Genomic DNA, 25,758 nt, shown 5'->3' on the forward strand with positions numbered 1-25,758 from the left:
GCTACGAGAAACGGGCCTACATCTACCTCGGCACCGTCACCCTCGCAGCACTCATCATCTGGCTCCGCTCATGATCCGAGAAACAGCGCCTAGGTGATCGCCGACGACGCCGAGGTTCGACGGCTTCAATTCGCCTACGCCGCCACCTACGGCACCTTCGCCGACTTCCTCGACCTCGTCGTCCCGGCGCAGCCGCGGCAGGATCCCGGCTCCGTCCGGCGGCGCCACGCTCCGCGAACGCCTCCACGGCGCGGTCGGCAGCCCCCGGGTCAGGGACGACCACCTGGCCGCCCGCCATCGCGAACTCGCCATCCGGGAGCGCGAATCAGCCGGAAGACCCCGGGCTTTCCTAGTTTTCCTATCGAATTACTAGGAAAGTGTTGACGGTGGTCGAAGAGGAGAGTGAGGATGATGAAGCCGACGCGTCACTGCGCACCGCTGTACTCCCACGCCGCCTCGCCGGGCACCGCGTCGTCCTCGATCCCCTGAAGGAAGACGCCATGACCACAGCACTGAGCTGTAGCGACGGTCGCAGTCGCAGTCACATGAAGCGGGTGAGGGCATGACGGTGACGGCGGGTGAGGCGACCGACGCGGGGGCCGGGCAGGTCGACTGGCTGCACATAGCCCGTGAGTTGGCCGACGACCTGGCCACGGACGCCGTCGAGCGCGAACAGGCCGGCAAGGCACCGCTCGACGAGGTGGCGGGGTTGCGTGAATCGGGACTGCTGACACTGCCGGCCCCGGCCGAACTCGGGGGCGGCGGCGGGGACTGGCGCACGGCCTACGCGGTCATCCGGACCGTCGCCGCGGCCGACGGGGCCATCGGCCACCTGCTGGGCAACCACTACTTCCTGTCCTGCAGCGCCCGGTTCTTCGCCGACCGCACCCGTGCCGCCAGCATCGAGGGGGAGTCGACGGCGGGGCAGTGGTTCTGGGGAGGCGGTATCGCCTCACATGAACCACCGCTCATCCTCACCCCCACGTCGGGCGGCTATCTGCTCGACGGCTACCAGAGGTATGCCACCGGAGTCGGGATCGCCGACCGGCTGGTGGTTCGAGCCGCCAAGTACGGCACAGGTGAGCCGTTGGCCGTCCTGGTCGACCCCGCCCGCTCGGGCGTCGTGAGCGGCAGCAGCGGGGACGCCTTCGGCCAGCGGCTGGCGGCCGGTGGCGGCGTGGAGTTCGATTCCGTGCCGGTCGCGGCCGACGATGTGCTCGGCTCCCTCTCGCCGGACGAGGGCGTCCTGTCGCCCTTCGCCTCTCTGGCCGCGCCGACCGCGCGTCTGGTCTCCGTCCAATTCTGTCTGGGCGTGGCAGAGGGCCTGCTGGCCGAGGTTCGCGAGTGCGGAAGGGGCATGAGGTCCCCCTGGCAGCCGTTCTCGCCTCAGCCCTGGCCGGACAGCCCGTCGCACGATCCGTACGCGCTGACCGTGTACGGCGAGCTCACCGTCATCGCACGTGCCGCGTCCGCCCTCGCCGAGCAGGCGGTGGATGCCCTGGTGCGCGGCCTCGTACAGGGCGAGGATCTCGACGACGAGGAGTGCGCGGAGATCGCCGTCCTCGCGAGCGTGGCCGAGTCCGCCGCCTCCCGGGCTGCGCAGGAGATCACCACCCGTGCCCTGGACGTCATCGGCGCCGACGCCGCCTCCGCGCGGCACGGCTTCGACCGCTTCTGGCGCAACGCCCGGACACACACCCTGCGGGAGCCGGTCGCCCACAGACTGCGCGAGGTGGGCGACTACTTCCTCAACGGCGCGCACCCACCCTTCGCCCTTCCAGCCTGACCGGGAGGGCGACCGGTGCGGGGGCCGACACGACAGTGATGGATAATCGCGGCATGCGGATCTCGGCGCGGGCGGACTATGCGGTGCGGGCGGCACTGGAGTTGGCCGCAGCAGGGGGCGAGGCCTCACTCAAGGCCGAGGCGATTGCCGCGGCCCAGGGCATCCCGCACAAATTCCTGGAGGGCATCCTCGGCGACCTGCGCCGGGGCGGTCTTGTGGTCAGCCAGCGCGGCGGCAAGGGCGGCTACCGGCTGGCCCGTCCGGCGGAGTCGATCGCCATCGCCGACGTCATCCGCATGGCGGACGGCCCCCTGGTCTCGGTGCGGGGAGTGCGCCCGCCCGAGCTCTCCTACTGCGGTCCCGCGGAGTCGCTGCTGCCGCTGTGGATCGCCGTACGCGCCAACGTCCGCAAGATACTCGGCGAGGTCACCCTGGCCCACGTGGCCGCGGCCAAACTGCCCGACGAGGTGCTGAGCCTCGCGGAGGACCCCGAGGCCTGGACGAATCCCTGACCGACGTCCGGTGATCGAAACGCGACGAGGCCGTTGGCGATGGACGGGACCGCGGCGAGCGGCTTGGACGCGGTCGGCTCCGGCACCCAGGCGCCGTCGAGGGTGCGGATCGCCTGGGTGCGGGAGATGCTGCTCAGGATGGTCCTTCTTACGGTGGCTGGCGATCCCGCGGCGGGGGCGCCGCTGTAGTGCAGTCGGCGCATTTCTGCCACGAACAGTCCGGATGGGTGACAGCGGCATGGCGAACGGAGTGGTGCGAACCGTAGCCATGGGCGTGAAGCATGACTCAGCCGCCGATGGTGAGGCCGGAGAGCTTGTCGGGGTCGAGGATGAGGTCGATCTCGGCGATGCGCTCGTCGATGACAGTGATGCCGACAACGGCGAGGACGCCGGCGCGGCCGGTGGCGATGATGCCGGCGGCGCCGTTGACCAGCGCCGGCTTGCACAGGGTCGCGAACCGCGGTCCGAACGTGGTGGCGTGCTCGGCGACATCGCGGGCGCCGGTGAGGAGGTTGGGGGTGGGCCAAGCGCGGGGTCCAGTGTCGATGCGGAAGACGACGTCGGGGGCGAGCAGGGTGACCAGGGCTTCGAAGTCACCGGCGCGGGAGGCAGCGAGGAACGCGCCGACGACGCGCCGTTGGGTAGGCAGGTCGGCGTCCGGCACCGTGGTCGTTCCGCGCAGCCGACGGCGGGCTCGGCTGGCGAGCTGGCGCGCGGCGACGGGGGTTCGGTCCACGATCGGGGCGATCTCGTCGAACGGGACGCCGAACATGTCGTGCAGGACGAATGCGAGTCGTTCGGCTGGTTCGAGGCTGTCGAGCACGACGAGAAGCGCGAGGCCGACGGAGTCGGCGAGCAGGCCGGCTTGTTCGGGATCGTGGGTCTCGCCGGTGCTGACGACAGGTTCGGGCAGCCAGGTGCCGACCAGGTCCTCGCGTCGGGCCTGACGGCCACGGAGCATGTCGATGCACACCCGGCCGACCAGGGTCACCAGCCAAGAGCTGATGTTGTTGATGCCGCTGCTCTCCGAGCGGGTGGTGCGGATCCACGCCTCCTGGAGGGCGTCGTCGGCCTCGGTGAGCGAGCCCAGCATCCGGTAGGCCACCGCCTGCAGTCGTGGGCGGTGGGTCTCGAACTGCTCGGCGAACCAAGCCATGTCGTCCATGTCCGTCTGTTCCTGGCTTCCCTGTGGACCTGTCGCGTCGTGGGCAGTTTCGTCCGTCACAGCCGCACGGCCTTGCGGTACCTCGGTTCCCATACCCTGCGGTAGACGACGCGTGCGGGCGCGGGCAGTAGCTTGAGGACCTGGGTCTTCAGCTGCTTGGTGGCGCCGTCCAGCACCCACGGAAGGTACTCCGCTGCGCCCTTGATCCCGCCCTGCTGGTCGCGGATCTCCTTCCCGAAGGCGTCCCAGCCGGCCTTGCCCAGCCGGCGCTCGAGCAGCGGCAGCGCCTGGGACTCCTCGTGGATCATGTGCGCCGACAAGCCCTTGGCCAGGATCGACAGTTCTTGTTCGAGCGCCTTGGTGTTCTGATCGGTGATGGCGGCGTCGATCTGCTCGATGCGTGGGTGGAGTGAGGCATGCTCGGCTTCCATGTCGTCCAGGATGCGCTGCTCGTCGGGATCGGTGACCGTTGACCGCAGTTGCGGCCACAGCGTGGTGTCCTCCGCAGTGTGGTGCGTCTGCAACTGCTTGCTGAACATCTGCCAGGTCGCGACGGCCGCGGGGGAGTGGCCGCGTCCGGCCGCGACGGCGTTCAGCAGCCGGGCCAGGTCGCGGTTGAAGGCGTCGTGCGCGACGTACATCATCGTGAAATCGACCGCGCCGGCCCGGGCGGCGCGACGTTCCCACGCCGCGGTGCTGGTCTCGGCGGCTTCGGGGCCGTGGTTCCTCATCGGTGTCTCCTGTCGATGGTGTCTGTGCCGGTCATGGTCAGTGGCTGCCGAAAGCTTCGCGGCGGATCATCTGCAGCACGGTGGGAGTGCCCTTGGTGGTGTTGACCGTGACGCACTTGCCGATCCACTCCCGGCTGGCGGCCAGGGCCAGCATCGATGCGGCCAGGTCTGCACGGCTGGTGAACACCCGATCGGAGCGGTTCTCGGCCAGCTCATAGTCGCTGGGCTGCTCGGCGTCGAACAAGCCGCCGGGACGCATGACCGTCCAGTCCAGGTCGGACTGGCGCAAGAAGGCCTCCATGCGGCGCATGTCGGCGTACGTCGTCTTGCCGATCGTCCGGGTGACCAGGGGCTGCATCACCCGGTTCAGCACGAACCCGCCGTCGGCGTGCCGAGTCGGCTCGGTACCGGCCGAGCTCACCGCCACCAACCGCTTGACCGCGTGGGACGCCATGGCATCGGCGATGGACGCGATCCCATCGCTGTAGACCGTGATCGGCTTCCGGCTGAATGGCACCCCCAGCGTGGAGAGCACCACCTCACTGCCCTCGACAGCCCGCGCAGTCGCTGCCCGGTCGTGCACGTCCGCACGGACAACCGTCAAGCGCGCGGCCGCAATGGGGAAGCTGTGGGGATTACGCGTCACCGCAACCACCTCGTGGCCGGCCTCGATTGCCTGCTCGGCGAGCAGGCGGCCGGTGTCGCCGTTCGCGCCGAAGATGACGATCCGCATGTCCGGTTCCCCGTCCTGTCCTGGTCCAGCACGGCCGCTCCGTGCCCACTCATACAAGAAGTCGGATCGCACGGCTCGAACGTGACAGCCGACCTCAGCGCAGCGCCGATCACAGGATCAGAACGGGCGGGTCAGCGCCATGGACCTCGAGCAGAAGGGGCGGCGACACATCCGGCGACGACGCAGCCCACAGGTGGCGCGCGAACTGGCCTGCCCACCATCGCCGCCCGCAACACGGCCCCTGTTCGGCATGGCCGGGGGACTACCGCCGATCATCATGAGCGACCTCGCCAGGGCGAGCTGCCGCACGGTAAGGCTCATGACCGGATCATGCCACCTCCGGCTCTGGCGCCAAGCAATCGCCGATACGGGACCATCAGTTGAAGGCACCCTGCTTGCCGGTTTGAACGTTCGCCGGCTTGAGGGCGAGTCGGTCAAGCAGCAACGAACCTTGGCGCTCGATGATCTGACCGCGCTCGAAGCGGACGCCGGCAGCCGCAGCGAGCAATACCCGTTTGCGCAGGAGCCGGAACAGCGCCGGATTGGAACACCGCCCCTTCACCAGTAGGGCACACCGGGGGCCGCTCGTCAGGTGGCAGTCGGCCTTGCCACGGTCGCATGAGGGCTCGCGTCGATCCTGGCGATGGGCGGCCTCAACCTGCGATCGATCGCGTCGCAAAGCGTGGTCGTGCAAAGACCTCCTAGCGCGCGGGGCGCCGGCTTCTCGCAAGCACGGCCTTGGTGTGAGAGGTAGTTTCCGGATTCGTCATCCTGCCCCGCCGCTGGATCGTCGAAGACCCGGGCGGGCGCACCGTGGTCGGACACCGTCGTTGTCGACGGCAACCTGATCACTGGGCAGAACCCGCAGTCCAGTGCGACCACGGCGAAGGAAGTCCTCGCGGCCCTGCAGAGCGCCTGACTGCGGGGGTGGGGAGCGAAATCCCGCAGCCGCCTCCCGCCCTCCCGCCGCGATGATCGCCTCGGCTGTCCGCCGGAGCGCTCCGGGTGGGCAGCGGCGGCTCGAAGGAGGGCGACCTGCCCGATCGGGCTCCGCTACGACACCTTCCGCCGGTGTCAAGCCGAGGGGCACAGGCGGCTGGCGAGGTGCTGTGGCACTGGGAACTCGGCGGCACGCCCCTGGTGGGCGACGGTCGTCCCGCCCCCTGCGAAGCACCCCGGGTTCGGGCCGCGGCCCAGGCACGGCAAGGGCTCTCAGCTGGTGGCACGCGGCGCCCGGGAGCGGTCAGTGTACGACCTGCGCGTCATCGCCGGCCTTCCGTTGCGTTGCCTTTGGCGCGCCATGAACGGCTGTTGCGTGTGCAGGGGCGGGCGTGCCGTGTCGTGTGTGTGCGACTGTCCAGGTGCCACTGCTTCGCGGATGTGTGTCTGGTCGCGGCCTTGAGCAGTTCAGGTGGCTGTCAGGGGCGTCAGCCCAGTCGAAGCGGGTCAGGCGTGGTCCACGAGTTCCGCTTTGCCCTGCTGACGGGCGCAGTGCGCGCAGCAGAAGAACTGCCCGTCGGCCTGGAGGCCGTGACCGAGGATGCGGCATTGGCAGTTTTCGCAGATCGGCGCCATCCGCTGGGCGGCGCACTCGAGGCTGTCGAAGGTGTGGACGGCTCCTCCCTTGGCGTGCACTTCGAAAGACATCTCGTAGTCGTTGCCGCAGACGTCACACACGGCCATGGACGCTCAACTCCTCACAGCTTCCCGGATGGGACCGCTGCCGGTACCTGCGACCAACAGCGTCCCTGACGGTAGTGAAGAGACGCCGGCTGTCCTTGGGCGGCACGTTGGCCTGCGCCCGAGCGGTGCACAGGAATCACTCGGCCGGGCGCGGCGGTACGCGGGCAGCCCGGGCCTGTGCCCGTCCAGCCAGAACTGCCTCCGACTTTTGAGTGGGTGACCACGAACCGTTCGCGCTCTTGAAAGCCAGGTAGAGGTGCGGCCGCCGCCGCGGCGGTCGGAGCTGCGGCCGCCGGTGTCGGCAGCGTCGCCGCGGCTGATCGGATCGCGTTCCGTCGGCCCGGGGACCGCGGGGTCAAGTGACGCCTTGTGAGGATTTCTTGCGGAGGCCGGCACACTTCGCAGTGTTTTTCGCCGCCAGCGCTGACAATGCGCGACGACGCTTCCCCGCCGGCTGGGGGGAGAGGTGGGCCACCAGTCGGGTGACCGGGTCAGCGCACCGCCGGAAGGGTTCCGGTCCGGTCGCCGGACGGGCCCGCCGCCGATGGCTCGTCCGAGCCGCAGTCGGTGGCGGGCCCGGCAGCGGTAAAAGCGCTGCGGAGGTGGCGGGCTGTGCCTGGCGGGCGCTACGGCAGCTTCACGAACGGCGCCAGGAAGGCGCGGGCGCCCGGGGTGTCCAGGCGGTACGACACGTTCGTCGCGTAGCACGGGCCGTCGCCGGTGATCGTGGTGGCCGCAAGCACGTTCCGGCCGCCGATCACGGCGAAGTTCGGGCCGCCGGAGTCGCCGTAGCAGGCGCCGCCGTTGCCCTGGGGTGCGGTCATCGCCAGGCGGACCCACGCGTCGTTGAGGGCGTCGAAGGTGACAGGCGCCTTCATCCGGACACCGCCGCCGGGGTGGGTCTGACCGCCGGGGCCGCGCTGGGCCTCCTGGGTGCCGTATCCGGCGACGAACCAGTCGGTGGAGTTCAGCGCCTGCGGGCCGAGCGCGCCGAGCTGGTTGGCGGTGGGCAGCGTGGCTGGAGTGAAGGTCCAGCGGGCCTTGACCTTGTTCGCCGGCAGCTCGATCACCGAGATGTCGTGCGGGTCGGACGCGGGCCCGGGGTAGTCGGGATGGCTGTGGGCGGTGCCCTGGACGGCGATGGCGCCCGCCTGCGCGGCCGGATCGTCGGGGTACTTCTTCGCGGCGGCGTCGAGGCCGGCCTGCACGTCCTGGTCCAGGGACACGTAGAACTTCACGTTGTCGGGCCAGTCGGTGGTGCAGTGCGCGGCGGTCAGGAACGTGTCCGCGTCGATCATGGTTCCGGAGCAGACCCAGTCGACCCGGTCGGGTGTCGTGGGGTCGCCGTCGTTGTCCCAGGTCGCGACCAGCGCGCCGACCTCGGTGCGCTCGGGTGCGGGTGTCGCGTTGTAGGAGTTGATGGCCGAGGACGGCATGGCGGTGGCTAGCACGGCGGCACAGGCTGCGGCGGTGACGGCGGACGCGCGTAGGACGGTCAAGAGAAACCCTTCTACCGATGGGACGGGTGTTCTCCTGTGGGGGGTGGAGCAGCGCCAGTGAAGCGCCTGGGGGCGGCCGCGACAAGAGCACGCCCGCCCTTCCAGGGTTTTCCCTCTGTAGGGGCTGTGGGTGGTCAGCCCGGCACGCGATCTGGTCGCGGCGAGCCGGGCGTAGGCGTGCCCGCACCGCAGGTGGGCGAGGACGAGCAGGGGGCAGCCGTGATCGGCGTCAGCCTGCGGGATGAAGGTGATCGGCTTCGGGCGCTCGCTCGTGTGGAACCACTTTTCGCGTTGCCGCCTCGGCCGCGCAGGCCGCCGGCAGTTCGGCTGCTTCCCGGGCAGTGGGTCCGATGGCAGTTGAACTACCGGTTCACCAGTGTCCTGGGAATCCGCGGCTGGTCGTACTGGCTCGACACGTTCAACATCGCTTACGGCCCCGTGGACAGGGATGTCTTCCTGTCAGAGCCGACCGTGATCATCGATGAGTGCGGTCCTGTTCGATAGAGCATTTCTTAAGGTCTTGGTCCAACCGCTGAAGGACTCGTTGGAGGCGATGACGACGCTGTTCTTCTCCTCGCGTTCGGTCAGGACCTGGAAGAGGAGTTCGGCGCCACGACGGTCGACTTCCATGTAGCCGAGTTCGTCGATGCAGAGCAGGTCGACGAACCGTATTGGGCAGCGGTCTCGGTCAGCTGCTGCCGCCGCAGCGGCAGCGTGCTGCCCGATGGCCTACTCGGCCTGGCCGGCTTCTGCCTGGCCCTGGACGGGCGTGGTCGTCTGCTCGGCCGCACCGGGGGCGGTGTAGAAGACGGAGCTGCCCTGCTTGGTCCGCTGGGCCTGGTTCTTGGCGACGAGTCCTTCGAGGGTGGTACGCACGACGGTGGCCTTGATGCCTCGCTCGGGATGCGCCTGGCCGAGCGCGGTGGCGACTTCGGCCGCGGAGCGCGGTTCGCTCTGCTCGGTGAGGTGGCTGCGGACGAGTTCGACCAGCGTGGGCTGGGCCGCCTTCGCGGCTGCGGCCTTGTTGCTGGAGTTTTCGGCCGCCTGCGCCGGCTTGTTGCTGGTCGTGGCGCTCTGTGGGCCGGCTGCCTTCTTCGCGCGCGTCCGTTTGCCCGCGCCGGGCTCAGCAGCGGCCTTCTTGCGCGGAGCAGGCACCGCGGCACCGTCCGAACCGGCTGTGGGCTGAACCGGCGCCGGCGAAAGCCCAAGGACCTGCTGCACCTGCATCAGCACGGAGTGGTCATGCTGCAGCGCGGCCAGCTGCTCCTGCAGCGCGGTGATCTCCGCATTGATACGTTCCTGCTCCTTGGCGTTGCGTTCGAGGTCGCTGGTTACCTGTGCGGCGTACTGCGATGTCAGTTCAGTGCCGGAAGTCGTGATCGACATGGGTCGACCTTTCTCTGGGTTTCTTGGCCGTGCATGCAGCACCTGTGGTGCAGGCGCAGAAAGCCGCGCACCTGCGTTCTCACGCTGGGATCCGAGCGGCAGCGCAGATGACTGCTGCGCGTGGCCCGGCATAGAGATAGTACGGATGGGTGGAGCCTGTTGCTCTTCTTGAGTGACGACTATTTCTCAACCTGAGCTTCATGGTTCCAATTAATGGGGTTGCCTGGGGCGTGCAGCGGGATGACTTCGGGCCTGCTGGTGGGGAGTTGCCACAGGACTTCGTCGGTGTCTTGGGTGTGACGCCAGGCGGCCGGAGCGCGGCTGTTTGTCAGCCGGTCCAGCAGTTCCGCGGCCTGGTGAGGAGAGTGTCCGGACAGGCGGGCGAGGACGTCAATGTCGGTGCTGCAGTGGACCTGGGTGGAGGTGTGTAACGCGACCACGAACGCGGTCAGCGCAGGGCATGCGGTGCGGTGGGCGGCATGAGCAGCGGCGCGGGACGCAGTGCCCAGTGCGCGGCACGGCGGTGTGCGCTGCGACCTGGAACCTGATCCACGACCGCGGCATTCAGCAGCCGCACTTTGAAGTGGGCCGGCCTGAGATCCGGTATCTCGAGCCAGCCGGTGTGAGCCAGTTCCTCCCACAGTTCCCTACGGCCGCGCAACGCAAGCCTCTGAGCAGATCTGCCGGCAGCCGGGAAGCCGGTGTCGTCCACGATCAGGACCGCGTCCCGGTCACCCAGGTTGTCGACGACATACTGACGCACGTCATCGAGGACCTCATCGGCGTCCCAGTCGATCCGGTTCAGCATCCGGTGGATACGGTCCGGACCTGCGTGACCGGCCTCCTCGGCCAGGGCCCAGCCGTTCTTGCGCTGCAACGGAGCGATTAATCCCCGCATGTAGGCCAGTGCCGACTCCCGCGGCTCCGATCTGTTGAACCGGTGCACGAACCGCTCGTGCAGCGTGTTCAGTTCACTCGCCCACAACCTGACATCAGCAAGGTCCCCACCCATAACCACACCAACGACCGACCTGGTCAGCAGTCACGGCAAGCACCGTTGCAGTATTAGCTCGCTGGTGCGGGACAGAGCCTCACCGGGGGCGGCGAACACCGGGCGAGGGCCACGTCAGTGGGCCGGGCCTCGATCGAGGCATTGAGGAAGTCGGACAGGCCGGTCCGCGGATCTTCGGCGGTCAAGCCCTGTTCGGCCTGGTCGATCAGCGTTTCGATCCCGGGCGCGGCGACGGTCTCCACCAGCGCCTCCGGGCAACCCCGACGGAGGCGGTCAGGGTTGGTCAAAGATCGTTGCTCCTCGACCTGCCACCGGGTTCCAGCCACCCGGGCCAGGCCTTCAGTCGGTGCCGACCGGGCCGTAGCAGACGTAGTCGGTGAGAATACGGCGGGCCAGTACCCAGTGGCCGAAGCCGTTCTCCCACCAGATCCGGACAGTCGTAAGAACGGCGGATCGCGATGAGTCTTGGACTCCGATGGGCAGGATGTGCTGGCGGCAGCAGCGTCGGCGTCACTGTTGGAGTCGGTGCCCGTCCAGGGGGCCCGGGCTGTGGCAGCTGCCTGGTTGATCGTGATGGTAGGTCACTCCACCACCCAGCGCTCCGGTCGCCGTCACCACGCTCGGCGGGTCGACACCTCGACCGAGCGGAAACCCTGCTGCTGTCCGCTGGTCTGGACAGTCACGGACTCACCAGCCCGGCCGATGTCCTGCTCGGACACCTCCGGGCCTTGATCAAGACATCCAGCCCCGAGACTCTCCGCCGGTCGGTGGGGGCCGCCGTCGGTTGACATATCCCGGACCGGTGTGAGGCTGGAGAAGACGCGGTCCCGCCGCCGCATCACCTGGTGCTGTGACCGCGAACCTTTGCCGGGTTGCTGGGCGGTGATCAAAAAGGAGGGGTCGCTCCTTCCGGGCCAGGTACAGTCCTGCCATGTCCAGATCAGCCGATATTGCCCCCGTCACCGCGGACGACCTCGACCTTGCCGTGCAACTCGCTGTGGCAGTCCTTCGCGAGGCGCCTCCAGCCGCGTGGGAAGGCAAGGCCGGTTCGCTGGAATGGGACTGCTGGGAAACCGTCGAGCACCTCAGCGACGACCTCTTCGCCTACGCTGCGCAACTGGGCCCCAAAGCACCGCCCTTGGATGGCGAGGTGCCCTTCGTATGGGAGAGCCGACGGCCCGGCGGCCCAGCGAACGCCATTCACGCGAACCGCAAGGCGGGGCCCGTCGGCCTGCTGCAGGTCCTGGAAGCGAGCGGCGCGCTGCTGGTCGCAATGGTGCGCACGACGCCTCCGCAGACCCGCGCCCACCACGCCTTCGGCGTCTCGGACCCCGAAGGCTTCGCCGCGATGGGGATCGTGGAGACCCTGGTGCACACGCACGACCTGGCACAAGGGCTCGGTCTCGCATGGAGCCCGCCGGCCGATCTGTGCGCGCGGGTGCTCGCTCGGCTGTTTCCGGACGCACCGTCGGCGACGGAACCCTGGCTCACCCTCTTGTGGGCCACCGGACGCGCTGAACTACCCGGACAACCTCGTCTCACCACATGGCGCTGGGACGGCACACCCCGGGGGTAGGCTCAGGCGTCTCCGCCGTAAAGGAGAGGTTCGGTCGGGGGTTGGCTGGTCAGGCTGCTGCTGAGATCGGTCGGCCACCCCAACGGATGCCTTTCTCGCTTCGGATGCGGGCGCGTTCCTTGCGCTCGGCGGCCAGGACGTCGTGATGGCGGGCGTTGGCGTTGCGCCAGCGCAGGTAGGCGTGCAGGGCCTTGGTCTGCCTGCCTACGTCCAGGCCGAGGAAGACGTCGATGTCGCCGGTGTCGATCACGTGCAGGCCCCTCCATCACGCTTTCGTCCGGCCTTGCCTGGGCATCGAGCTGCCACATCCACGTTACGGAGAGCTCTTCCGGCCTGGGTGAAGCCGGTGCTCAAGCCCCTCATCAGCGGTCCGTCGATGCCTCCGGGCCCGGTGACACCACCCCCCGGATCATCAACAACAGGAGGGGGAAGTCATGCCGGGCCCGAAGGCCGGAGGCCCCGTTGCGGAGCCGATGACGACGGTAACGGGGGGCGTCCCGGCGGCCGGGGAGGGAGCAGTTCGAGTCCTCCACGATCCGCCAGACCACCTAGGCATCATGATCGTCGCCCTGACAGGTGGTCAGGCCTCTGGCCCTCTGCGCAGTCGCCCTGCGGCGACGTCGTCGGACTCATCCCTCGTTCCGTCCGCGCCACCGAGAACGGATCCCCGAGTACCTTCCGGACGCCCCTGTCCCAAACGAAACCGCCCCGGCAGTCGTCCGCCGGTCAGGCCCGCAGGGGCGGTAAGCCGTCCTCTACGTTCCCGCTCCACGAGGAGCCAGGGTCACAGGCAGACTCCGGTGTCCGTTGGAGATGAAGGAAGGAACCGGCTTGAGACGCGCGGGGGAGTGGACCAGTGCGAGGGACGGGAAGCGTTCGAACAGCGCCGGGAGCGCAGTGGCTGCCTCCATGCGGGCGAGCGGCGCGCCCAGGCAGTAGTGAACGCCGTAGCCGAAGGCAAGATGATCCTTGACGTCCCGAGTTGCGTCGAAGGCACCTGCTGACGGGCCGTGGCGCTCGGGGTCCTGGCCGGCGGCCGCGTAGGACGCCAGGATGGCGTCCCCCTTCGGGATGGTCGTGCCCGCGATGCTGATGTCCTCGACGGCGTAGCGCAGGGGCAGGTGGGCCACGGGGGCGTCGACACGCAGGCTTTCCTCGATGACATCGGCCCAGGTGACTTTGCCCGCGCGGACCAGGTCGCGCTGGTCCGGCGCGGTCAGCAGCGCGTAGACGGCGTTGTCGAGCAGGTTCACGGTTGTCTCGTGGCCGGCTGCGATGATCAGCAGGAGCGTGTCGACGACTTCTGCCTCGGTCAGTGACTCGTTGGTATCGCCAGAGGAGATCAGGTGACTCGTCAGATCGTCCCCCGGTTGCCTCCTGCGGTAGTCGATCAGGTCGTTGAGCAGGTGGTAGGTGGTGCGATAGTTGGCGGCAGCATCCTCTGGACCGAGTCCCGTGTTGAAGATGTTGTCGATGCAGGCGCGGATACCGACCGCCATGGAGCCTTCAGGGACACCCATGAGCTCCGTGATCACCTGCGCCGGGATCACGTATGCGAAGTGCTGCCGCAGGTCCACCACACCGTCGATCGCGGTGCCAGGCAGATCGTCCAGCACACTCGCCACTATGCGCTCGACCCGAGGGCGCAGCTGGGCCGTTCTGCGGGCGGTGAAAGCCGGCGTCACCAGTCTTCGGAGCCTTCGGTGGTCGCTGCCATAGGCGGTGAACATGTTGGTGACAGAGACCCAGGCGTACAGCGGCCACTCGGGGGTGATCTCCCCGGCGATGAATCGCGGCCAGTGCTGACGGGGATCCTTCGATACCCGCGGATCGGTCAGGAGTTGCTCGAGGAGGGCCTGACTGGTGACCGACCACGCCGGGACGTCACCGGGAAGGATCACTTTCGTGACGGGGCCACGGGCGCGGAGTTGGGCGCCCTCCGCGCGTATGTCGTGACCTGCCGGGTCGAGAACGTACGGGTGGTGATCGTCGGTTGGCAACTGCCCGCCTCTCGTCGGTGTGCAGTGGTTTTGCCGATGGTCTCGGTCTGCGACCGGGCCGGCAGCAGCGGCCGGCATGGACGGGCGGGTCCGCCGACAGGCGCCGGACGCTGCAGTGCGATTGTGCTGTGTGGTCGACGCGGTGGCGATCCCGCCTGAGGCCGGTTGGCCGGGATGCGGATCGAGCTTCACGGAGGTGCGTTGGCAGAAAGCCACTTGTGGGCGACGGTGTCAGCGTCGGCCACCTTGGCGACCTGTGTGTCGAATCCGCCGAGGAGCCCAGCGGTGAGCTTGGCCGAAACGACGTTGCAGGCATCGGCTGTGGGATGGGGCAGGACGCCTCGCTGGAACACGTGCACGACGCTCTGGGCGGCGAACAGGTTCTGGGGGCGCCTTGAAGGCATGAAGCCGCTGCTGGGGATGGCCGGGGACAACGGAGAAGATGTCGGGCGTAGGCGATCACGAGCCCTGTCGACAACGCCGCGTTGAGTCACTCCCGACCCTCTGGTTCGATGAGGACCACGAATTGGAGCAATACTGACGGTCACACCGACAAGTCCGCAGCGCGCAACACCGCAGCCTGGAACGGAGCCCAAGGAGCACCTCTGGTGATCGACGAACCCACATTCCGGACTTTCGGTCCGGCCGGCGACCACGAGTCCGGTGAGTCCCCCGTGCCCCGCCTCGCCGGGATCTCGGTACCGCGTAAGGTCGGCCCGTATTTCACCACTCTCGACCGCGACCCGGTGGCGCTGGGCGCGTACGCCGCCGCATCCGGGCGCCGTGTCGCCCGCGAAGAGTGCGCTTCCTGGGCGAGGCTGGGCAGCGACGGCGGTTTCGAACTGTGTGCCGACCCGCGTGGCGCCGTATGGGCGGTGCTGTTGGACTACGACGAGGAGCGGCGGTTCGTGAGCTCCTCTCCCGAGGCCTTCGCCTCGTGTCTCCTGGAACTGGCTGACGCCCTGCGCGTCATCGTCACCACCGACCAACCTGCCGTGGCTGCCTCGGCATTCGAGACCCTTCGGGAACGCCTGCAGGCCTGCGACCCGTCGGCTTTCGGCGACCGGGAGGACTGGTGGCCCCGGGTCCTGGACGACATCCGCGACACCGCGAGCGCAGAGAATTACGCGGCCTTCGAGTATGTCGACGCCGAGCACGGCAAGCGGATCGTCACCCAGGCCGGCGCGATCGCCGCCCATCCCGAAGAGCGGTTGTGGGACAGGCTGCAGGCCGCCGGCGTCCGTGCGGAGCAGGTCCTGCGCATCCACACCGACCTGCAGCCCTGCTTCATGCCGGGCCACTATTGCTCCATGTGGCTGGCCGAGGTCTTCCCGCACGTGGAATCGATGACGCACACCTTCCCCTACGGGGAGACGGCCGACTCCCGCGCGGAGGGTATCCGCCTGCTGCGCGAGAACGTCGGCACTGCGGTGAACGACGACACGGCGGCGGAACAGTGAGCCTCTCCTCGGCGTCCGCGGGTCCGGACATCGCGCAATGGCCGCCACTAGACGGGGTCGCCGCCACCGACGCTTCGACCCTGCTCGAGTGGGCGGCCTGCGCTGCGCCGGACAAGTCCAAGCTCTGCCTGGTCCGCGGGGCACGGGGCAGCGGGAAAAGCCAGTTGCTCGCCTGGTTCCTCGCCGGCTCCGCGAGTCATCCATCGACCACGGTCCACGCGACGGTCCTGGCCGAGGGACTCTTCACGGATGCCGTCGCGTGGGACCTCGGGCGCCAACTCGGCTACGGGCCGCTCTCGGCCGAGCGGCTGCTGGAGTGTCTGGCTGTGGACCGAAGGCCGCTGTTGGTGTTGGTGGTGGATCTGCACCGATCCGGCCGTGGTCCAGCCGACCGCCCGGCGGCCGACCCAGCGACCCTGGTCCGTGATCTCCTCGCCCCTCTTCTGGATCTGCCGCAGACCCGCGCCGTCGTCGAAGTCGGCGACACCGGCTTACTCGACGGCCTGCCAGCCGGGCTCGTCACGACTATCGACGTCGGAGACAAGCCGTTCACGAACTCCGGCGAGGCTCCGACCACGGAGGACGACTCTCCACTTCCACGCACTCCCGAGGGACGCGTGCGGTGGGACAAGGCTTCCGGCACCGTCCGTGAACATGCCCTGGACTGGGCACTGACCGCGCCCGACCCTGGGCCCGCCATAGCGGCGCTCGTCGGCGATCCCGGATTCCTGCTCCACGGGTCGACCGTTTCCATCGCCGCCTGTCTGACCGATGAGCGGATCCCCGCCCCGCGAGGCCTTCGGCAGACATGGAGGCTGGCCGCGCCCCACCTCTCGGACGTCGAGTACCAGACCTCCGAGCGGGCGGCCATACTCCACACGGCCGCCCTGGGGCCCAGCCCCCTCCTCGCCCGCTACCTGCAGCCCCTCCTCGCAGACCACGCTTACGCGGCTGTCTGGGCACGACAGGACATGGCCGTGAGTGCCCTGGCGGCCATGCCCGGCAAGCCGGGAACGATCCTGGCCGCTGATCCTTTGGGAAGCATCTTCGAGGTGGAGGCTGCTACCGGCAGGCACGGCGTCCCCACCCCGCAGACCGCAGCCGGAATGCCCCGCCTCGACGGTATGGCTGCTCACGCTGGGCACGGCGTACTTCTACTCAGTGACACTGGCGCTCTTCACCACGCCGGCGAAGAGCCGGGAAGCGTCCTCGGCCTCATCGCGACCCACCACGGCCAGGCAGGTCTCGGACATCGGGATCTCCGGCCCAGTGCCCTCGGACACAGCCCTTGCGGCAGGTTCGTCGTGATCGGTGACGAGCAGGGGAGTGTCCACGTATGGGACCTGGAGGCTTCTGAGCCCGCCCCCCTCTCACGTGTCCTGCACTCCGCTCCCGTCACTGCCGTCACGTGCCTGGCCCTTCCCGGCCAAGGGGAAACGCTGGTGATGAGCACGGCCATGGACGGCACCGTCCGACTCTGGAAAACCTTCGCGGACCCCATGCCCCGTCCCCTCGAGCAGCGGCCCGCCCTCGCCACCGCCATCACCACCCAGCAGACTTCCGTCGGCCCTCTCCTCGCCGTCGCCTGGAATGACGCCTCACTCCACCTGTGGCATCTCCCTTCCGGCAGGGTTCGTACCGTCCCGCTGCTTCTTCCGTGTTCCTCCCTCGTCTGCACCACTGCGCCGACTGCCCCGGACCGTCCTGCCCTGGCCGATTCCCGGCTCTGCCTCACGATCGGGGGCAGCGAAGGCTCCTACGCACTTGGTCTCAACGCCGCGCGGCTGTGGAGTGATGAGTGAGGGCAAGCCCGTTCCACAGGGATGCCGGCCGGCATGGCGGTGTGTATGAGCCGCTCTTGGAGGACGCCTGAGCACTGCGTCCGGCGAGGGCAGGAGATGTTGCAGGCAACGTGGCCACTCGGAAGCTCTTTCGCAGTCGCGGACGACGACGTGCTGACCCGCCGTAGACACGCCGGCGCCCCTCTCGGTCTGATACGGCGTTAGTGCGTTTCATTGTCGAACTTTTGCCCTGCCGTGGCATCGAACGAGCAGATCCGCGCGAACCTGGTTGAGTTGTGGTCGACTTGACGGGGGAGCAGGAACCTTGGCCCTTGAACTACCTGAAGAAGTCGTCTCGTTGCTCCAGTTCATCGGCGTCAACTGGCCGAACGTGAACGAGGACAAGGTTCGGGAGTTCGCTGAGCACATACGTGACTTCGCCCGGAAGGTGGACGAGACACACCAGGACTCCACGGCCACCATCAAGAAGATGGCTGACGTGTACCAGGGGCCCTCATACGACGCACTGCTCGCCAAGTGGGGGCAGATGTCGAACAGTCACATGTCCGAGCTGCTGACCGCCTGCCACGCCGTCGCGACCGCGCTGGACATGGCTGCCGACGTCATCGTGGGCATGAAGGAGGCCGCCATTGCAGAACTCGTCGCCCTGGCTGCATCCTTCGTGGCCGATCAGGCAGCCGCTGTCGCCACGCTCGGACTCGCCGAGGCCGCCGAGGCGCTGATCGTGGAGGCGGCGGAAAAGGCCGTTGACTACCTTGAGCAACAGTTGGAGCAGTACATCGTCGGCGAGGTCATCGAAGCCGCCGTCAACCCGCTGATCGAGGTGGTCGGGCAGGCGGCGAGCGGCCTGATGTTCAAGGCCACCGAGTCCGCTCTCGGTGTGTCGGCCGATGCTGGGGAGGCAGGGACCGGCTTCTCCGTTCATCCGGAGCATCTCCGGACCCGTGCGGAGTTGATGAAGGCCCACGCCGGCACCGTCGCCTCGCACGCGGAGGAGTTCAGGGTTCGGGCCGCCGGGATGTCCTTCGAATGACCAACAAGATCACGGCGGCGCTGGAGGACGGCGCAAAGAAACTGGGCAAGGCGCTCGGTGAGGACGCCGGTAAGGCCATCAAAGCCCTCTATCACGATACACATGCACGCCTCAAGAAAGTCTCGCACAACTATCTTGAGGCGGATGCCAAGCATGCCGCAGAAATTCAGAAGATCGCCAAGGGCGAGACGCCGGTCTACCATATGGCCGACGATGGAAGTATACGCCGACTGCACCCCGATGGCAGTCATTCCGCTCTTACGGAAGAAGACAAAGACCGTCTTGGGCTCGACGAAGCCAACATTGGGCGCCCAAGGCAAGGTGAACAGAACGCCAAGCTCAAATCGGATAAGGAAGGCAAGGAAATCCCGCGGCCGCAGGTGTCGTCGCAACAGGTGACGGCGGGGAGTACTGATCTCTCTGTGGCAACACAGCTGGCCCGCCACGCAGACCAAAGCTACGGCGGGCTGGACAGGAAGGGAGAATTTCAGAGCAACAACTACGCGGCGGCCAGAGTGGCCGGCGCGAATGGCAAGAACGACTTCGTCCTCGTCGCGCGCAGCAATGGGTACCGGCATTCGGAACGCATGATCGGAATACCGTTCCTCAGGCAGGGAGATGAAGGCAGAATAACCCACCTCTATACAGAACGGGCGCCATGCGTCAACGGGGTGAACTGCAGCGCCTGGATGGCTGAGAGATTACCAAACACCGCGGTCACGCACAGTTTCGGTGCCGGGAACGACGAGATGAAATTTTATCTCCCCGAACTGCAGGCCAATCGATGATATCCTTGCATTTCCGAACGTGATCCACAACTGACAGGAAAAGAGCATGAGTCGTCCCTCCGCCCTCACTCGCGAGATGCTGGAGACCGTGTTCGATCCGGCTGAATTGATTGTTGTGCCGGAAGAAGGGCTGACTGCTGTCGGTGACGCCGACGCCAGGGAAACCCTGGGAACCCTGGGAATCCCGGTCTGGGACAATCCCTGGTTCGACATGGATGCCGAGCTCGCAGAGCGGTTTGAGCGCGTCGAGGACTGGGAAGGAAAACTTGTTGACCGTTACTCCGTCGTCCCGGCGGGAGCGGACAAGTGGATCGGTTTGGGTATGATCCCCTATGACGATCTCGCCTTCGATCCGGACACCGGCACGGTCTACTGTCTGCCCGACGATTCCGAGATCTACCTGTGGAACAGCTCGCTCCGGTCTTTCGTGCACTTCCTGTACATCCTCCAACTGGAACGCCCGCACTTCGACGCGCAGTGGGAAAGCGAGATTGAGGTGCCTTACGACCCCGAGGCCGCACAGGTCCGAGTCCGCGAAGCGATGATGTCTGTGGATCCCGCCGCCCTGGAGAACCCCGATTCCCGCTGGCACGGGATCCTCACGTACATCGTGGACCCCGAGCACCACTTCCTTTGAGCACCCCTGTCGGCGACCCGGCGCTCGGCGAGGACGAATGGGTCGTGGTCTGCACGAGTGTGGGGCTGGGGAGGGACGGCGCCGGTGAGCGAGAGGCGGCGAGAGAACTCCCGCGTGATCGACGTGTGCCGCAGGTCCCTGGCCAACTGACCCTCAGGGCATTTCTGGGCAGAGCGCCGTGACGCCTCCGGCCAGTCCGGCCTGGACCTGGCGGCTGATGTCGTCCGCGAGGATCTCGTAGGAGCAGTAGGCCATACCGTCGACGGCGAGCCGGGAGACGTTGGCGGGGGCGGTCTTGGATCCCGAGACCTCACGGGTCATGCCCGTGTCCACGAACTGACGCATCCCGCGCATCTCCTCAGGCGTGGGCTCATAGGGCGTGACCTCACCGTGGTGCTTCCCGCTCATCCGCCCAACCCTGTACGACACCTCCGGCGACGGGCATACCTCGGAGATCAGCAGGCTGAACGCCATGCTCGGCGGATCCGGTACGCCCCTGAAGGGCAGGGCCAGGACTCCCGGAGACGACGACGCTCCCTCACGCAACAGCCGTGGGGGAGCGTGATCGGTGTGCGCCGCGTCGGTCAGGCCGGGGCGGGCTGCAGTGCGGCGAGAGGGGACCGCCGGCCGTTGCACGCCGGCCGAACGCAGACCCTTCTTCAGAAACCCCGTCTCGTGCACGATCAACACGCGGTCCCCGCCGAGATGGTCCGGCACGTAGGCCACCACCCTGTTCGCGGCCCTGGAAGTGGCCAGCGGCAAGGTGATCGGTTCGCTGCACTGCCGGCACCGGGCCGCCGAGTTCAAGAATGCCGTCGGTCCGGTTGGTTCCGGCCACGTCCAGCGAATGGTTTGAGCCCACGCCTGGTGACAAGCACCTATCGACCTAGGGTGCCAGGCCTATGAACTTCAGGGCCAGCAGTGCCATGCCGGGTTTGGGCAACTCGTGGCCGTACCCCTGGAAGCTGTTGGCCTCGACCGGTGGTCTCGTGCCGGCGTTACCGTAGCGGGTCCTTGTCCAGATCGACTGGGGCTGGTCGGTGAAGACCGGGGTTTGGTTGACACCGACGACGTTGGTCCATTCAGGAAAGACGATCTATCGGACGCCGTAGACCACCGACCAGGGAGGAGCGGAATCGTCCGGCGGACGAGGAGGGCTCTCCCGCCGCGAGGCTGCAAGGTGGTCGCGGGCCAGGACGGCGCCCGCGAGTTCCGCGAAGCGGCGGGCGGCCGGGTGGGCTGCACGGCCGGCGGGCCAGGCGCCGCTGATGCGCAGGGTGAGCGGGCGGTCGGCCAGTGGACGCCAGGCCACACGCGGTTCCTTGCGGGCCATCGATCCCTGGTCGAAGGCGATGCCGTGACCGGCCGTCACGAGGGCAAGCAGGAACTCGGGGTTGGACGCGTGTCGTAGGCGGCCGGGAACGAAGCCTTCCGCGCGGCACACGTCGAGGATCCGGTCATACCAGCCGGGCGCGTGTGACCGCGGGAAGAGCACCAGGTCGTGGCCGGACAGCTCGCCCAGCGCCACTTCCGGCAGCCGGGCCAGCGGCGAGGTGCGGGGCAGGACGACACCCAGATCCAGTGAGACGTCGGGGCCGAGCTGCAGTTCGGTGGCGTCGACCGGATGGTGCACGAGTCCCACATCCAGCCCACCGGAGGAGAGCAGTCGTACTTGCTCCTCGGTCGGGACCTCCTGAAGATCGACGGACAGCCCCGGAGCTTGCTCCGCGCAGGCGCAGAGCAACGCGGACAGCACGGCGGCAGTCGTGTCGGGCGGTACGCCCGCGCGAAGTGTGCCCAGGTCGCCGTCGGCGGCGCGGCGGGCGAGGATGCGCAGCCTCTCTTCCCGGGCGAGGAGTTCGTGGGCCTCCTCCAGCAGCGCCGCTCCGGCGGTGCTCAACCTGACTCCGCGCTGTGAGCGGTTGAACAGCTCCGTACCAAGGTCTGTTTCCAGCCTGCGAATCGCCTGGCTCAGCGGCGGTTGCGCCATGCCCAGCCGCTCGGCTGCCCGGCTGAAGTGCAGCTCCTCGGCTACGGTGACGAAAAGACGTAGGTGGCGCAAGAGATCCACGTCAAGGATCGTACGTGACGCCGCCGTGAGGGGGATGGATCAGTGGGCCGGGACCGGACCGATCCGGTGGTCGGGGCGCATCGGTGGCAAGGGGGAAAGCGGTGATCGAGGAACGGATCCGACGGGTCTTCGCCGGTGCGAGCGCCGAAGGGCGACTGCACGCGGTCCCCGTTCGCATGAGCACGGAGGTTTCCGGGGAGGCCGGTGCGGAGCCGGGCGTCCGCGAAGTCGCCGTGGGCGCCGATGCCCCCGTCGTGATCGCCTCGATCTTCAAGGTGCTGCTGGTGCTGGAGTTCGCCCGGCAGGTCGTCGCCGGCCAGCTCGACCCGCGCATGCGGGTGCGGGTGACCGCGGCCGACCGGCTCGGCGGCTGGGGAACCGCCGGCTGCCTGGACGACGTGGAGCTGTCGCTGCGCGACCTGGCCCACTTCACGATGTCCGTCAGCGACAACTCGGCGGCCGACCTGTTGCTTGCGCACGTCGGCCTGGACACCGTACGACTGCTCGTGAAGGAACTCGGCCTCAACCGGACCCGGATCGTCGGCGGACCGCGAGAGCTGCTGGAATCGATGTTCGCGGAGGTCGGGGCGCGCGACGAGCGAGAATTCGCCGTCCGCTACCCGGCCCTGCCGGACGAGCGGAAGAGGCGGCTGGCCGTACTGGACCCCCGGCGCACGACGGCGAGCACACCCCGCGAGGTCACACGACTGCTCGAGCTCATCTGGAGCGATGCCGCCGGGCCGCCGGAAGCCTGCGCGCTCGTACGTGACTGGATGGGCCGTCAGGTCTTCCGCCACCGGCTGGTGACGGGTCTCCCGGACGACGTCGAGGTCGCGGCCAAGAGCGGAACACTGCCGGGGCTTCACATGGAGGCGGGCGTCGCCCGCTACCCCGACGGCGAGTGCTACGCGATCGCCGTCTTCGCCCACACCCGCGACCTGACCGCCTCCCGCGCCACCGTGGACGCCGCGATAGGCAAGGCCGCCGGAATCGCGGTCGGCTTCCTCCGCGGGAGCGGCCCGTGACCAGGACACATATGCGTTCGCGTATCACCAGGGTCGGTTTCCGGTGTTGGACGCGGGAGTTCACGCCCTGATCTCCTGACGCCATGCCCCAGGAGACACATGACACGCGCAGAGCCGTCGTGCCCTCAGACCGCGGACTCGACCGACGCACGGTCCTGCGCGGCGCCGCGCTCGGCGCGGCCTCCCCGCTGATCCCGGCCACGGCCGCCACGGCAAGGGCGGCCACAGCCACGGCCGCCACCACCACGGCCGGGAACCGCGGCCAAGCCGCGGGTTCGGCATCCCTCCGGTGGCTCGGCACCGCCGGCTGGCGCATCGACGTCGGCGACCGGACCGTTCTTTTCGATCCGTACCTCACCCGCTTCACCACGGGTCTGTACGACGGCACCTTCGATCCTCGGACACCTCTGCAGACCCGTCCGGAGATCGTGGACGCGCACATCGGCCGCCCCGAACTCGTCCTGGTCAGTCACTCCCACTGGGACCACCTCGCCGACGTACCGCATATCGCCAAGACCACCGGCGCCCGCGTGGTCGGCACCGAGACCACCTACCACCTGCTGGTCGCCCTGGGGGTGGACGCGGCGCAGATCTCCGTGGTGAAAGGCGGCGAGGTGCTGGACTTCGACGGGATCACCGTCGAGGTCGTACCGAGCCTGCACAGCCGCAACAAGAAGTACGCCTACTTCGCCCCAGGCACGCTGAACGCCCCACCCGCGACGGCCCTGAGCACCATCTCGGACCTGCCGGAGGGCGACACACTGGCCTTCCAGTTGACGGCCGGGAACAGCGGCTTGTCGGCGTTCCTCATGGGGGCCAGCGACTTCTGCGAGCGGGCGGTTCGGGGCCTGCGTCCCGACCTGGCAATGATCGCCGTGCCCTCCAGCACAGCCACCCACCGCTATGTCCAGCGACTGCTGCGTGCGCTGGACCACCCCCGCGTGGCCGTCCCGGTCCACTGGGACAACTTCGAAAGACCACTGAGTGGTTCCCCCGTACGAGACCCGTCGATGGATCTGGACACGTTCCTCGCCCAGGTCGCGAAGGCGTCCCCGGCAACACGAGTCGTCGTCCCCGACTATCGCACGGTGTACGACGGCGATATGCGCCCCGCAGGCGAATAGGACCGCGGTAGGGCGTCCACGCGAGCAGTCTCCATGACGCCACGCCCCTCAGTCGGCCGGCGAGTCGAGACGACGACACCCGTGGCTTCGTGATGCTGGCCCAATGACCTGCCCATGGCGCCACCGTGGGGCAAGGCCGTGAGTGTTCGCCCGTTACGGAAGCAGAAAGCGAGCAGGAGGGGAGCGGGAGACGTGCGGCGCAGACTTGAGTCTCCTGCTGGGGGAGACAGGAAGGTGAACTCATGGACGGCGGCATCCCCTCACCGGGCTGACAGTCAAGACGATCCGGTTCTGCTCGGACCGCGGCATCGTGGCGCCTGCCGTCCTCACCCACGCCGGTTACCGGCGCTACGCCCCTGAGGCTGCCGCTCGTCTGGCCCTGGTGCGGACGCTGCGAGAACTGGGAGTCGGCCTCGACATGATCCGGCGGGTCGTGGACCAGGAACTCGCACTCAGTGAAGTCGCCGTGGAGCACTGGACGTGCAGATCGGCATCCTGCGCCTGCGACGGGCGGTGCTGAGGGCCGCCGCCGAACGCGCGCCCACCCCTGAGGAGATGGAACGCATGCACCAGTTGGCCACGCTGTCCGCAGCCGAACGCCGACGCCTGATCGACGAGGGCAGCCCGATGACGCAAGCCGCACAGTCACACGTAGCCCTGAAAGCCACAGCGACCACATACTCTCGGCCGATGGACGAGATCGTTGCACGACTGAAGGCAGACGCCACACCGTCAACCCCCGCTCTCATACTTCGTTCCTGGAGCCCGCCTGACGCTGCCGACCTGGTCGAGCTGTATCGGGATGCCGCGCTGCGTCGATGGACGAGCTCAGCCGTGAACGACGAGGCGAGCGCGGGACGGTGGATTCAGGACCAGCAACGGGGGTGGGAGAGGGGAGACCGCTTCGCATTTGCCGTCATCGAATCCCAAACCGCAGGGGGCGATGGACGGTTGGCGGGCCACGTGGTCCTCAAGATCGTCGCACCGGGCGCTTCGTCCGCCGAGGTCGGCTACTGGACCGCGGCGCATGCGCGCGGCCGGGGAGTGGCGCCCCGAGCACTGCAGGCGTTGACGGACTGGGCCTTCAGCGCCTTCCCCGGTGAGGAACTGACGCGCCTCGAACTCCTGCATCAAGTGGACAACGCAGCGTCATGCCGCGTCGCGCAGAAGAGCCGGTACGCCCTGACCAGGTTCCTCCCCGCGGCACCGCCGGCCTACCCCCTTGCCGGTCACCTCCACGTACGGACGCGCGACCTCTCACTGCGGGTACCGCCACTCGCCGACAGGCGAACGCCCCCTGCTCCCGCTCCCTGACCGCCCCGGTCGGCCCTCCCCCGAGTCGACCGGGGCTGCCGGCTCCAGGGCCTTGCCGGCGGGCCGGGCTCCGAGCTGGTGCAGCGGAACCTGGCCGGCGCGCGAGTGGTGAAGGCGTTCAGCAACATCGACTTCCGGCGGCCGGCCACCAGAACCTCCCCCAAGCTCTCGGCTCCGCTCGAGCAGGTGGACCCCCATCGCCGACGGCGGCCCGTACGCCGCCGTCCTGCTGTAATGGACGTAGGATCAGTCCACAGTGTGGAGCCGGACCAAGGTGTCACGGCGGCCGTGAATCCGTCGTTCACTGTCCGTCATCACACACCCGCACAGCGAGACGTGCTCCGATCAGGGTGTGCGCCGGATGAGGGTGGTGCGGCCGCCACCTGATGCCCATGAGCGAGCTCGGCGGGCGCGGGAGCTG

Annotated in this window: 25 protein-coding genes and 5 pseudogenes; 15 read left to right on the forward strand and 15 right to left on the reverse strand. The window is 68.1% G+C overall.

The genetic code is table 11. From position 1 onward, the window contains the following. The first annotated feature begins 562 nt into the window (after positions 1-562). The 3 genes from ACZ7L1_RS29045 to ACZ7L1_RS29055 are packed head-to-tail and all read left to right on the forward strand — an operon-like array spanning position 563 to position 2,487. Positions 563-1,786 carry an acyl-CoA dehydrogenase family protein gene (locus ACZ7L1_RS29045; RefSeq protein ID WP_471441137.1) on the forward strand — a complete coding sequence of 408 codons (1,224 nt, stop codon included), beginning with the start codon at positions 563-565 and terminating at the stop codon, positions 1,784-1,786. Between the two features lie 53 nt (positions 1,787-1,839). Further along, the gene (locus tag ACZ7L1_RS29050) at positions 1,840-2,298 is read left to right on the forward strand and encodes an RrF2 family transcriptional regulator (protein ID WP_470867241.1); all 459 of its coding nucleotides are present in this window, start codon (positions 1,840-1,842) and stop codon (positions 2,296-2,298) included. A 39-nt stretch (positions 2,299-2,337) separates the two neighbouring features. After that, positions 2,338-2,487, forward strand: coding sequence for a hypothetical protein (locus ACZ7L1_RS29055; RefSeq protein ID WP_471441139.1), 150 nt, complete (start codon positions 2,338-2,340; stop codon positions 2,485-2,487). Positions 2,488-2,584: 97 nt separating this feature from the next. Here the strand turns inward: ACZ7L1_RS29055 and sigJ are convergent, their stop codons facing one another. Genes sigJ through ACZ7L1_RS29070 form a run of 3 tightly spaced genes read right to left on the reverse strand, consistent with a single transcriptional unit; the run spans position 2,585 to position 4,927 of the window. After that, positions 2,585-3,463 carry an RNA polymerase sigma factor SigJ gene (gene sigJ, locus ACZ7L1_RS29060; protein ID WP_471441141.1) on the reverse strand — a complete coding sequence of 293 codons (879 nt, stop codon included), beginning with the start codon at positions 3,461-3,463 and terminating at the stop codon, positions 2,585-2,587. Positions 3,464-3,519: 56 nt separating this feature from the next. After that, positions 3,520-4,194 carry a hemerythrin domain-containing protein gene (locus ACZ7L1_RS29065; protein WP_471441142.1) on the reverse strand — a complete coding sequence of 225 codons (675 nt, stop codon included), beginning with the start codon at positions 4,192-4,194 and terminating at the stop codon, positions 3,520-3,522. Positions 4,195-4,231: 37 nt separating this feature from the next. Further along, positions 4,232-4,927 (reverse strand): NAD(P)-dependent oxidoreductase, encoded by a 696-nt coding sequence (locus tag ACZ7L1_RS29070; protein ID WP_471441144.1) that lies wholly within the window; start codon positions 4,925-4,927, stop codon positions 4,232-4,234. Between the two features lie 139 nt (positions 4,928-5,066). Between ACZ7L1_RS29070 and ACZ7L1_RS29075 the strand changes: the two genes are divergently transcribed. Continuing rightward, the gene (locus ACZ7L1_RS29075; protein WP_471441147.1) at positions 5,067-5,495 is read left to right on the forward strand and encodes a hypothetical protein; all 429 of its coding nucleotides are present in this window, start codon (positions 5,067-5,069) and stop codon (positions 5,493-5,495) included. Positions 5,496-6,373: 878 nt separating this feature from the next. On the opposite strand, the gene ACZ7L1_RS29080 is transcribed toward ACZ7L1_RS29075, so the two are convergent. Then, complete coding sequence (locus ACZ7L1_RS29080; RefSeq protein WP_200419964.1) at positions 6,374-6,610, reverse strand: hypothetical protein; 237 nt, start codon at positions 6,608-6,610, stop codon at positions 6,374-6,376. Positions 6,611-7,236: 626 nt separating this feature from the next. Continuing rightward, the gene (locus ACZ7L1_RS29085; protein WP_471441149.1) at positions 7,237-8,109 is read right to left on the reverse strand and encodes a trypsin-like serine protease; all 873 of its coding nucleotides are present in this window, start codon (positions 8,107-8,109) and stop codon (positions 7,237-7,239) included. A gap of 36 nt (positions 8,110-8,145) precedes the next feature. Between ACZ7L1_RS29085 and ACZ7L1_RS29090 the strand changes: the two genes are divergently transcribed. Further along, positions 8,146-8,613, forward strand: a complete 468-nt coding sequence (locus ACZ7L1_RS29090; RefSeq protein WP_471441151.1) for a hypothetical protein — start codon at positions 8,146-8,148, stop codon at positions 8,611-8,613. A gap of 12 nt (positions 8,614-8,625) precedes the next feature. Here ACZ7L1_RS29090 and ACZ7L1_RS29095 read toward each other — a convergent pair. The 5 genes and pseudogenes from ACZ7L1_RS29095 to ACZ7L1_RS29115 form a co-directional block, all read right to left on the reverse strand. Then, positions 8,626-8,807, reverse strand: a pseudogene (locus ACZ7L1_RS29095) (ATP-binding protein); the annotation flags it as partial. Positions 8,808-8,838: 31 nt separating this feature from the next. Further along, positions 8,839-9,495 carry a hypothetical protein gene (locus ACZ7L1_RS29100; RefSeq protein ID WP_471441153.1) on the reverse strand — a complete coding sequence of 219 codons (657 nt, stop codon included), beginning with the start codon at positions 9,493-9,495 and terminating at the stop codon, positions 8,839-8,841. Between the two features lie 643 nt (positions 9,496-10,138). Continuing rightward, a pseudogene (locus ACZ7L1_RS29105) lies at positions 10,139-10,507 on the reverse strand (transposase); the annotation flags it as partial. 53 nt (positions 10,508-10,560) lie between these two features. Next, positions 10,561-10,749, reverse strand: a complete 189-nt coding sequence (locus ACZ7L1_RS29110; RefSeq protein WP_471441155.1) for a hypothetical protein — start codon at positions 10,747-10,749, stop codon at positions 10,561-10,563. A gap of 54 nt (positions 10,750-10,803) precedes the next feature. Continuing rightward, positions 10,804-10,942, reverse strand: a pseudogene (locus ACZ7L1_RS29115) (IS701 family transposase); the annotation flags it as partial. A 496-nt stretch (positions 10,943-11,438) separates the two neighbouring features. Between ACZ7L1_RS29115 and ACZ7L1_RS29120 the strand changes: the two are divergent. Continuing rightward, positions 11,439-12,083, forward strand: coding sequence for a hypothetical protein (locus ACZ7L1_RS29120; protein ID WP_471441156.1), 645 nt, complete (start codon positions 11,439-11,441; stop codon positions 12,081-12,083). A 49-nt stretch (positions 12,084-12,132) separates the two neighbouring features. Here the strand turns inward: ACZ7L1_RS29120 and ACZ7L1_RS29125 are convergent. The 3 genes and pseudogenes from ACZ7L1_RS29125 to ACZ7L1_RS29135 all read right to left on the reverse strand — a co-directional run. Then, positions 12,133-12,282: pseudogene (locus ACZ7L1_RS29125) on the reverse strand (IS630 family transposase); the annotation flags it as partial. Positions 12,283-12,838: 556 nt separating this feature from the next. After that, on the reverse strand, positions 12,839-14,275 hold the full coding sequence (locus tag ACZ7L1_RS29130) for a cytochrome P450 family protein (protein WP_471441158.1): 1,437 nt from the start codon (positions 14,273-14,275) through the stop codon (positions 12,839-12,841). Next, positions 14,272-14,487: a hypothetical protein gene (locus tag ACZ7L1_RS29135; protein WP_471441161.1), complete on the reverse strand. Its 216-nt coding sequence runs from the start codon at positions 14,485-14,487 to the stop codon at positions 14,272-14,274. The genes ACZ7L1_RS29130 and ACZ7L1_RS29135 overlap by 4 nt, the downstream gene beginning before the upstream one ends. A gap of 204 nt (positions 14,488-14,691) precedes the next feature. Here ACZ7L1_RS29135 and ACZ7L1_RS29140 point away from each other — a divergent pair, with 204 nt between their 5' ends. The 5 genes from ACZ7L1_RS29140 to ACZ7L1_RS29160 all read left to right on the forward strand — a co-directional run bounded on the left by ACZ7L1_RS29140 (position 14,692) and on the right by ACZ7L1_RS29160 (position 19,803). Beyond that, positions 14,692-15,543 carry a nucleic acid/nucleotide deaminase domain-containing protein gene (locus ACZ7L1_RS29140; protein ID WP_471441163.1) on the forward strand — a complete coding sequence of 284 codons (852 nt, stop codon included), beginning with the start codon at positions 14,692-14,694 and terminating at the stop codon, positions 15,541-15,543. Next, positions 15,540-17,345, forward strand: a complete 1,806-nt coding sequence (locus ACZ7L1_RS29145) for a WD40 repeat domain-containing protein (RefSeq protein ID WP_471441164.1) — start codon at positions 15,540-15,542, stop codon at positions 17,343-17,345. Before ACZ7L1_RS29140 ends, ACZ7L1_RS29145 begins: the two co-directional genes overlap by 4 nt. A gap of 304 nt (positions 17,346-17,649) precedes the next feature. Continuing rightward, positions 17,650-18,378, forward strand: coding sequence for a WXG100-like domain-containing protein (locus tag ACZ7L1_RS29150; protein ID WP_471441166.1), 729 nt, complete (start codon positions 17,650-17,652; stop codon positions 18,376-18,378). Further along, positions 18,375-19,166 carry a nucleic acid/nucleotide deaminase domain-containing protein gene (locus ACZ7L1_RS29155; protein ID WP_471441167.1) on the forward strand — a complete coding sequence of 264 codons (792 nt, stop codon included), beginning with the start codon at positions 18,375-18,377 and terminating at the stop codon, positions 19,164-19,166. Before ACZ7L1_RS29150 ends, ACZ7L1_RS29155 begins: the two co-directional genes overlap by 4 nt. Positions 19,167-19,212: 46 nt before the next feature. Continuing rightward, the gene (locus ACZ7L1_RS29160; protein WP_471441169.1) at positions 19,213-19,803 is read left to right on the forward strand and encodes an SUKH-4 family immunity protein; all 591 of its coding nucleotides are present in this window, start codon (positions 19,213-19,215) and stop codon (positions 19,801-19,803) included. Between the two features lie 153 nt (positions 19,804-19,956). On the opposite strand, the gene ACZ7L1_RS29165 is transcribed toward ACZ7L1_RS29160, so the two are convergent. Then, the gene (locus ACZ7L1_RS29165; protein WP_471441318.1) at positions 19,957-20,211 is read right to left on the reverse strand and encodes a hypothetical protein; all 255 of its coding nucleotides are present in this window, start codon (positions 20,209-20,211) and stop codon (positions 19,957-19,959) included. A 688-nt stretch (positions 20,212-20,899) separates the two neighbouring features. After that, positions 20,900-21,874 carry a LysR family transcriptional regulator gene (locus ACZ7L1_RS29170; protein ID WP_471441171.1) on the reverse strand — a complete coding sequence of 325 codons (975 nt, stop codon included), beginning with the start codon at positions 21,872-21,874 and terminating at the stop codon, positions 20,900-20,902. 101 nt (positions 21,875-21,975) lie between these two features. On the opposite strand from ACZ7L1_RS29170, the gene ACZ7L1_RS29175 reads away from it, so the two are divergent. The 4 genes and pseudogenes from ACZ7L1_RS29175 (at position 21,976) to ACZ7L1_RS29190 (ending at position 25,337) form a co-directional block, all read left to right on the forward strand. Further along, a complete protein-coding gene (locus tag ACZ7L1_RS29175) occupies positions 21,976-22,899 on the forward strand; it encodes a serine hydrolase (RefSeq protein WP_471441173.1) in 924 nt (307 codons plus the stop codon). A gap of 83 nt (positions 22,900-22,982) precedes the next feature. After that, a complete protein-coding gene (locus ACZ7L1_RS29180) occupies positions 22,983-24,023 on the forward strand; it encodes an MBL fold metallo-hydrolase (protein ID WP_471441175.1) in 1,041 nt (346 codons plus the stop codon). 268 nt (positions 24,024-24,291) lie between these two features. Next, positions 24,292-24,641: pseudogene (locus ACZ7L1_RS29185) on the forward strand (helix-turn-helix domain-containing protein); the annotation flags it as partial. Positions 24,642-24,713: 72 nt separating this feature from the next. Next, positions 24,714-25,337, forward strand: a complete 624-nt coding sequence (locus tag ACZ7L1_RS29190) for a GNAT family N-acetyltransferase (protein WP_471441308.1) — start codon at positions 24,714-24,716, stop codon at positions 25,335-25,337. Positions 25,338-25,758 lie beyond the last annotated feature (421 nt).

It is taken from the genome of Streptomyces sp. NPDC107546, from assembly GCF_055639175.1.

Coding starts and splice junctions, on each gene's coding strand:
- ACZ7L1_RS29065 (WP_471441142.1), bottom strand. CDS start 4,194: ATGAGGAACCACGGCCCCGAAGCCGCCGAGACCAGCACCGCGGCGTGG.
- ACZ7L1_RS29055 (WP_471441139.1), top strand. CDS start 2,338: ATGGACGGGACCGCGGCGAGCGGCTTGGACGCGGTCGGCTCCGGCACC.
- ACZ7L1_RS29120 (WP_471441156.1), top strand. CDS start 11,439: ATGTCCAGATCAGCCGATATTGCCCCCGTCACCGCGGACGACCTCGAC.
- ACZ7L1_RS29070 (WP_471441144.1), bottom strand. CDS start 4,927: ATGCGGATCGTCATCTTCGGCGCGAACGGCGACACCGGCCGCCTGCTC.
- ACZ7L1_RS29050 (WP_470867241.1), top strand. CDS start 1,840: ATGCGGATCTCGGCGCGGGCGGACTATGCGGTGCGGGCGGCACTGGAG.
- ACZ7L1_RS29045 (WP_471441137.1), top strand. CDS start 563: ATGACGGTGACGGCGGGTGAGGCGACCGACGCGGGGGCCGGGCAGGTC.
- ACZ7L1_RS29160 (WP_471441169.1), top strand. CDS start 19,213: ATGAGTCGTCCCTCCGCCCTCACTCGCGAGATGCTGGAGACCGTGTTC.
- ACZ7L1_RS29135 (WP_471441161.1), bottom strand. CDS start 14,487: ATGCCTTCAAGGCGCCCCCAGAACCTGTTCGCCGCCCAGAGCGTCGTG.
- ACZ7L1_RS29180 (WP_471441175.1), top strand. CDS start 22,983: ATGCCCCAGGAGACACATGACACGCGCAGAGCCGTCGTGCCCTCAGAC.
- ACZ7L1_RS29165 (WP_471441318.1), bottom strand. CDS start 20,211: ATGAGCGGGAAGCACCACGGTGAGGTCACGCCCTATGAGCCCACGCCT.
- ACZ7L1_RS29190 (WP_471441308.1), top strand. CDS start 24,714: ATGGACGAGATCGTTGCACGACTGAAGGCAGACGCCACACCGTCAACC.
- ACZ7L1_RS29075 (WP_471441147.1), top strand. CDS start 5,067: ATGGACCTCGAGCAGAAGGGGCGGCGACACATCCGGCGACGACGCAGC.
- ACZ7L1_RS29100 (WP_471441153.1), bottom strand. CDS start 9,495: ATGTCGATCACGACTTCCGGCACTGAACTGACATCGCAGTACGCCGCA.
- sigJ (WP_471441141.1), bottom strand. CDS start 3,463: ATGGACGACATGGCTTGGTTCGCCGAGCAGTTCGAGACCCACCGCCCA.
- ACZ7L1_RS29080 (WP_200419964.1), bottom strand. CDS start 6,610: ATGGCCGTGTGTGACGTCTGCGGCAACGACTACGAGATGTCTTTCGAA.
- ACZ7L1_RS29155 (WP_471441167.1), top strand. CDS start 18,375: ATGACCAACAAGATCACGGCGGCGCTGGAGGACGGCGCAAAGAAACTG.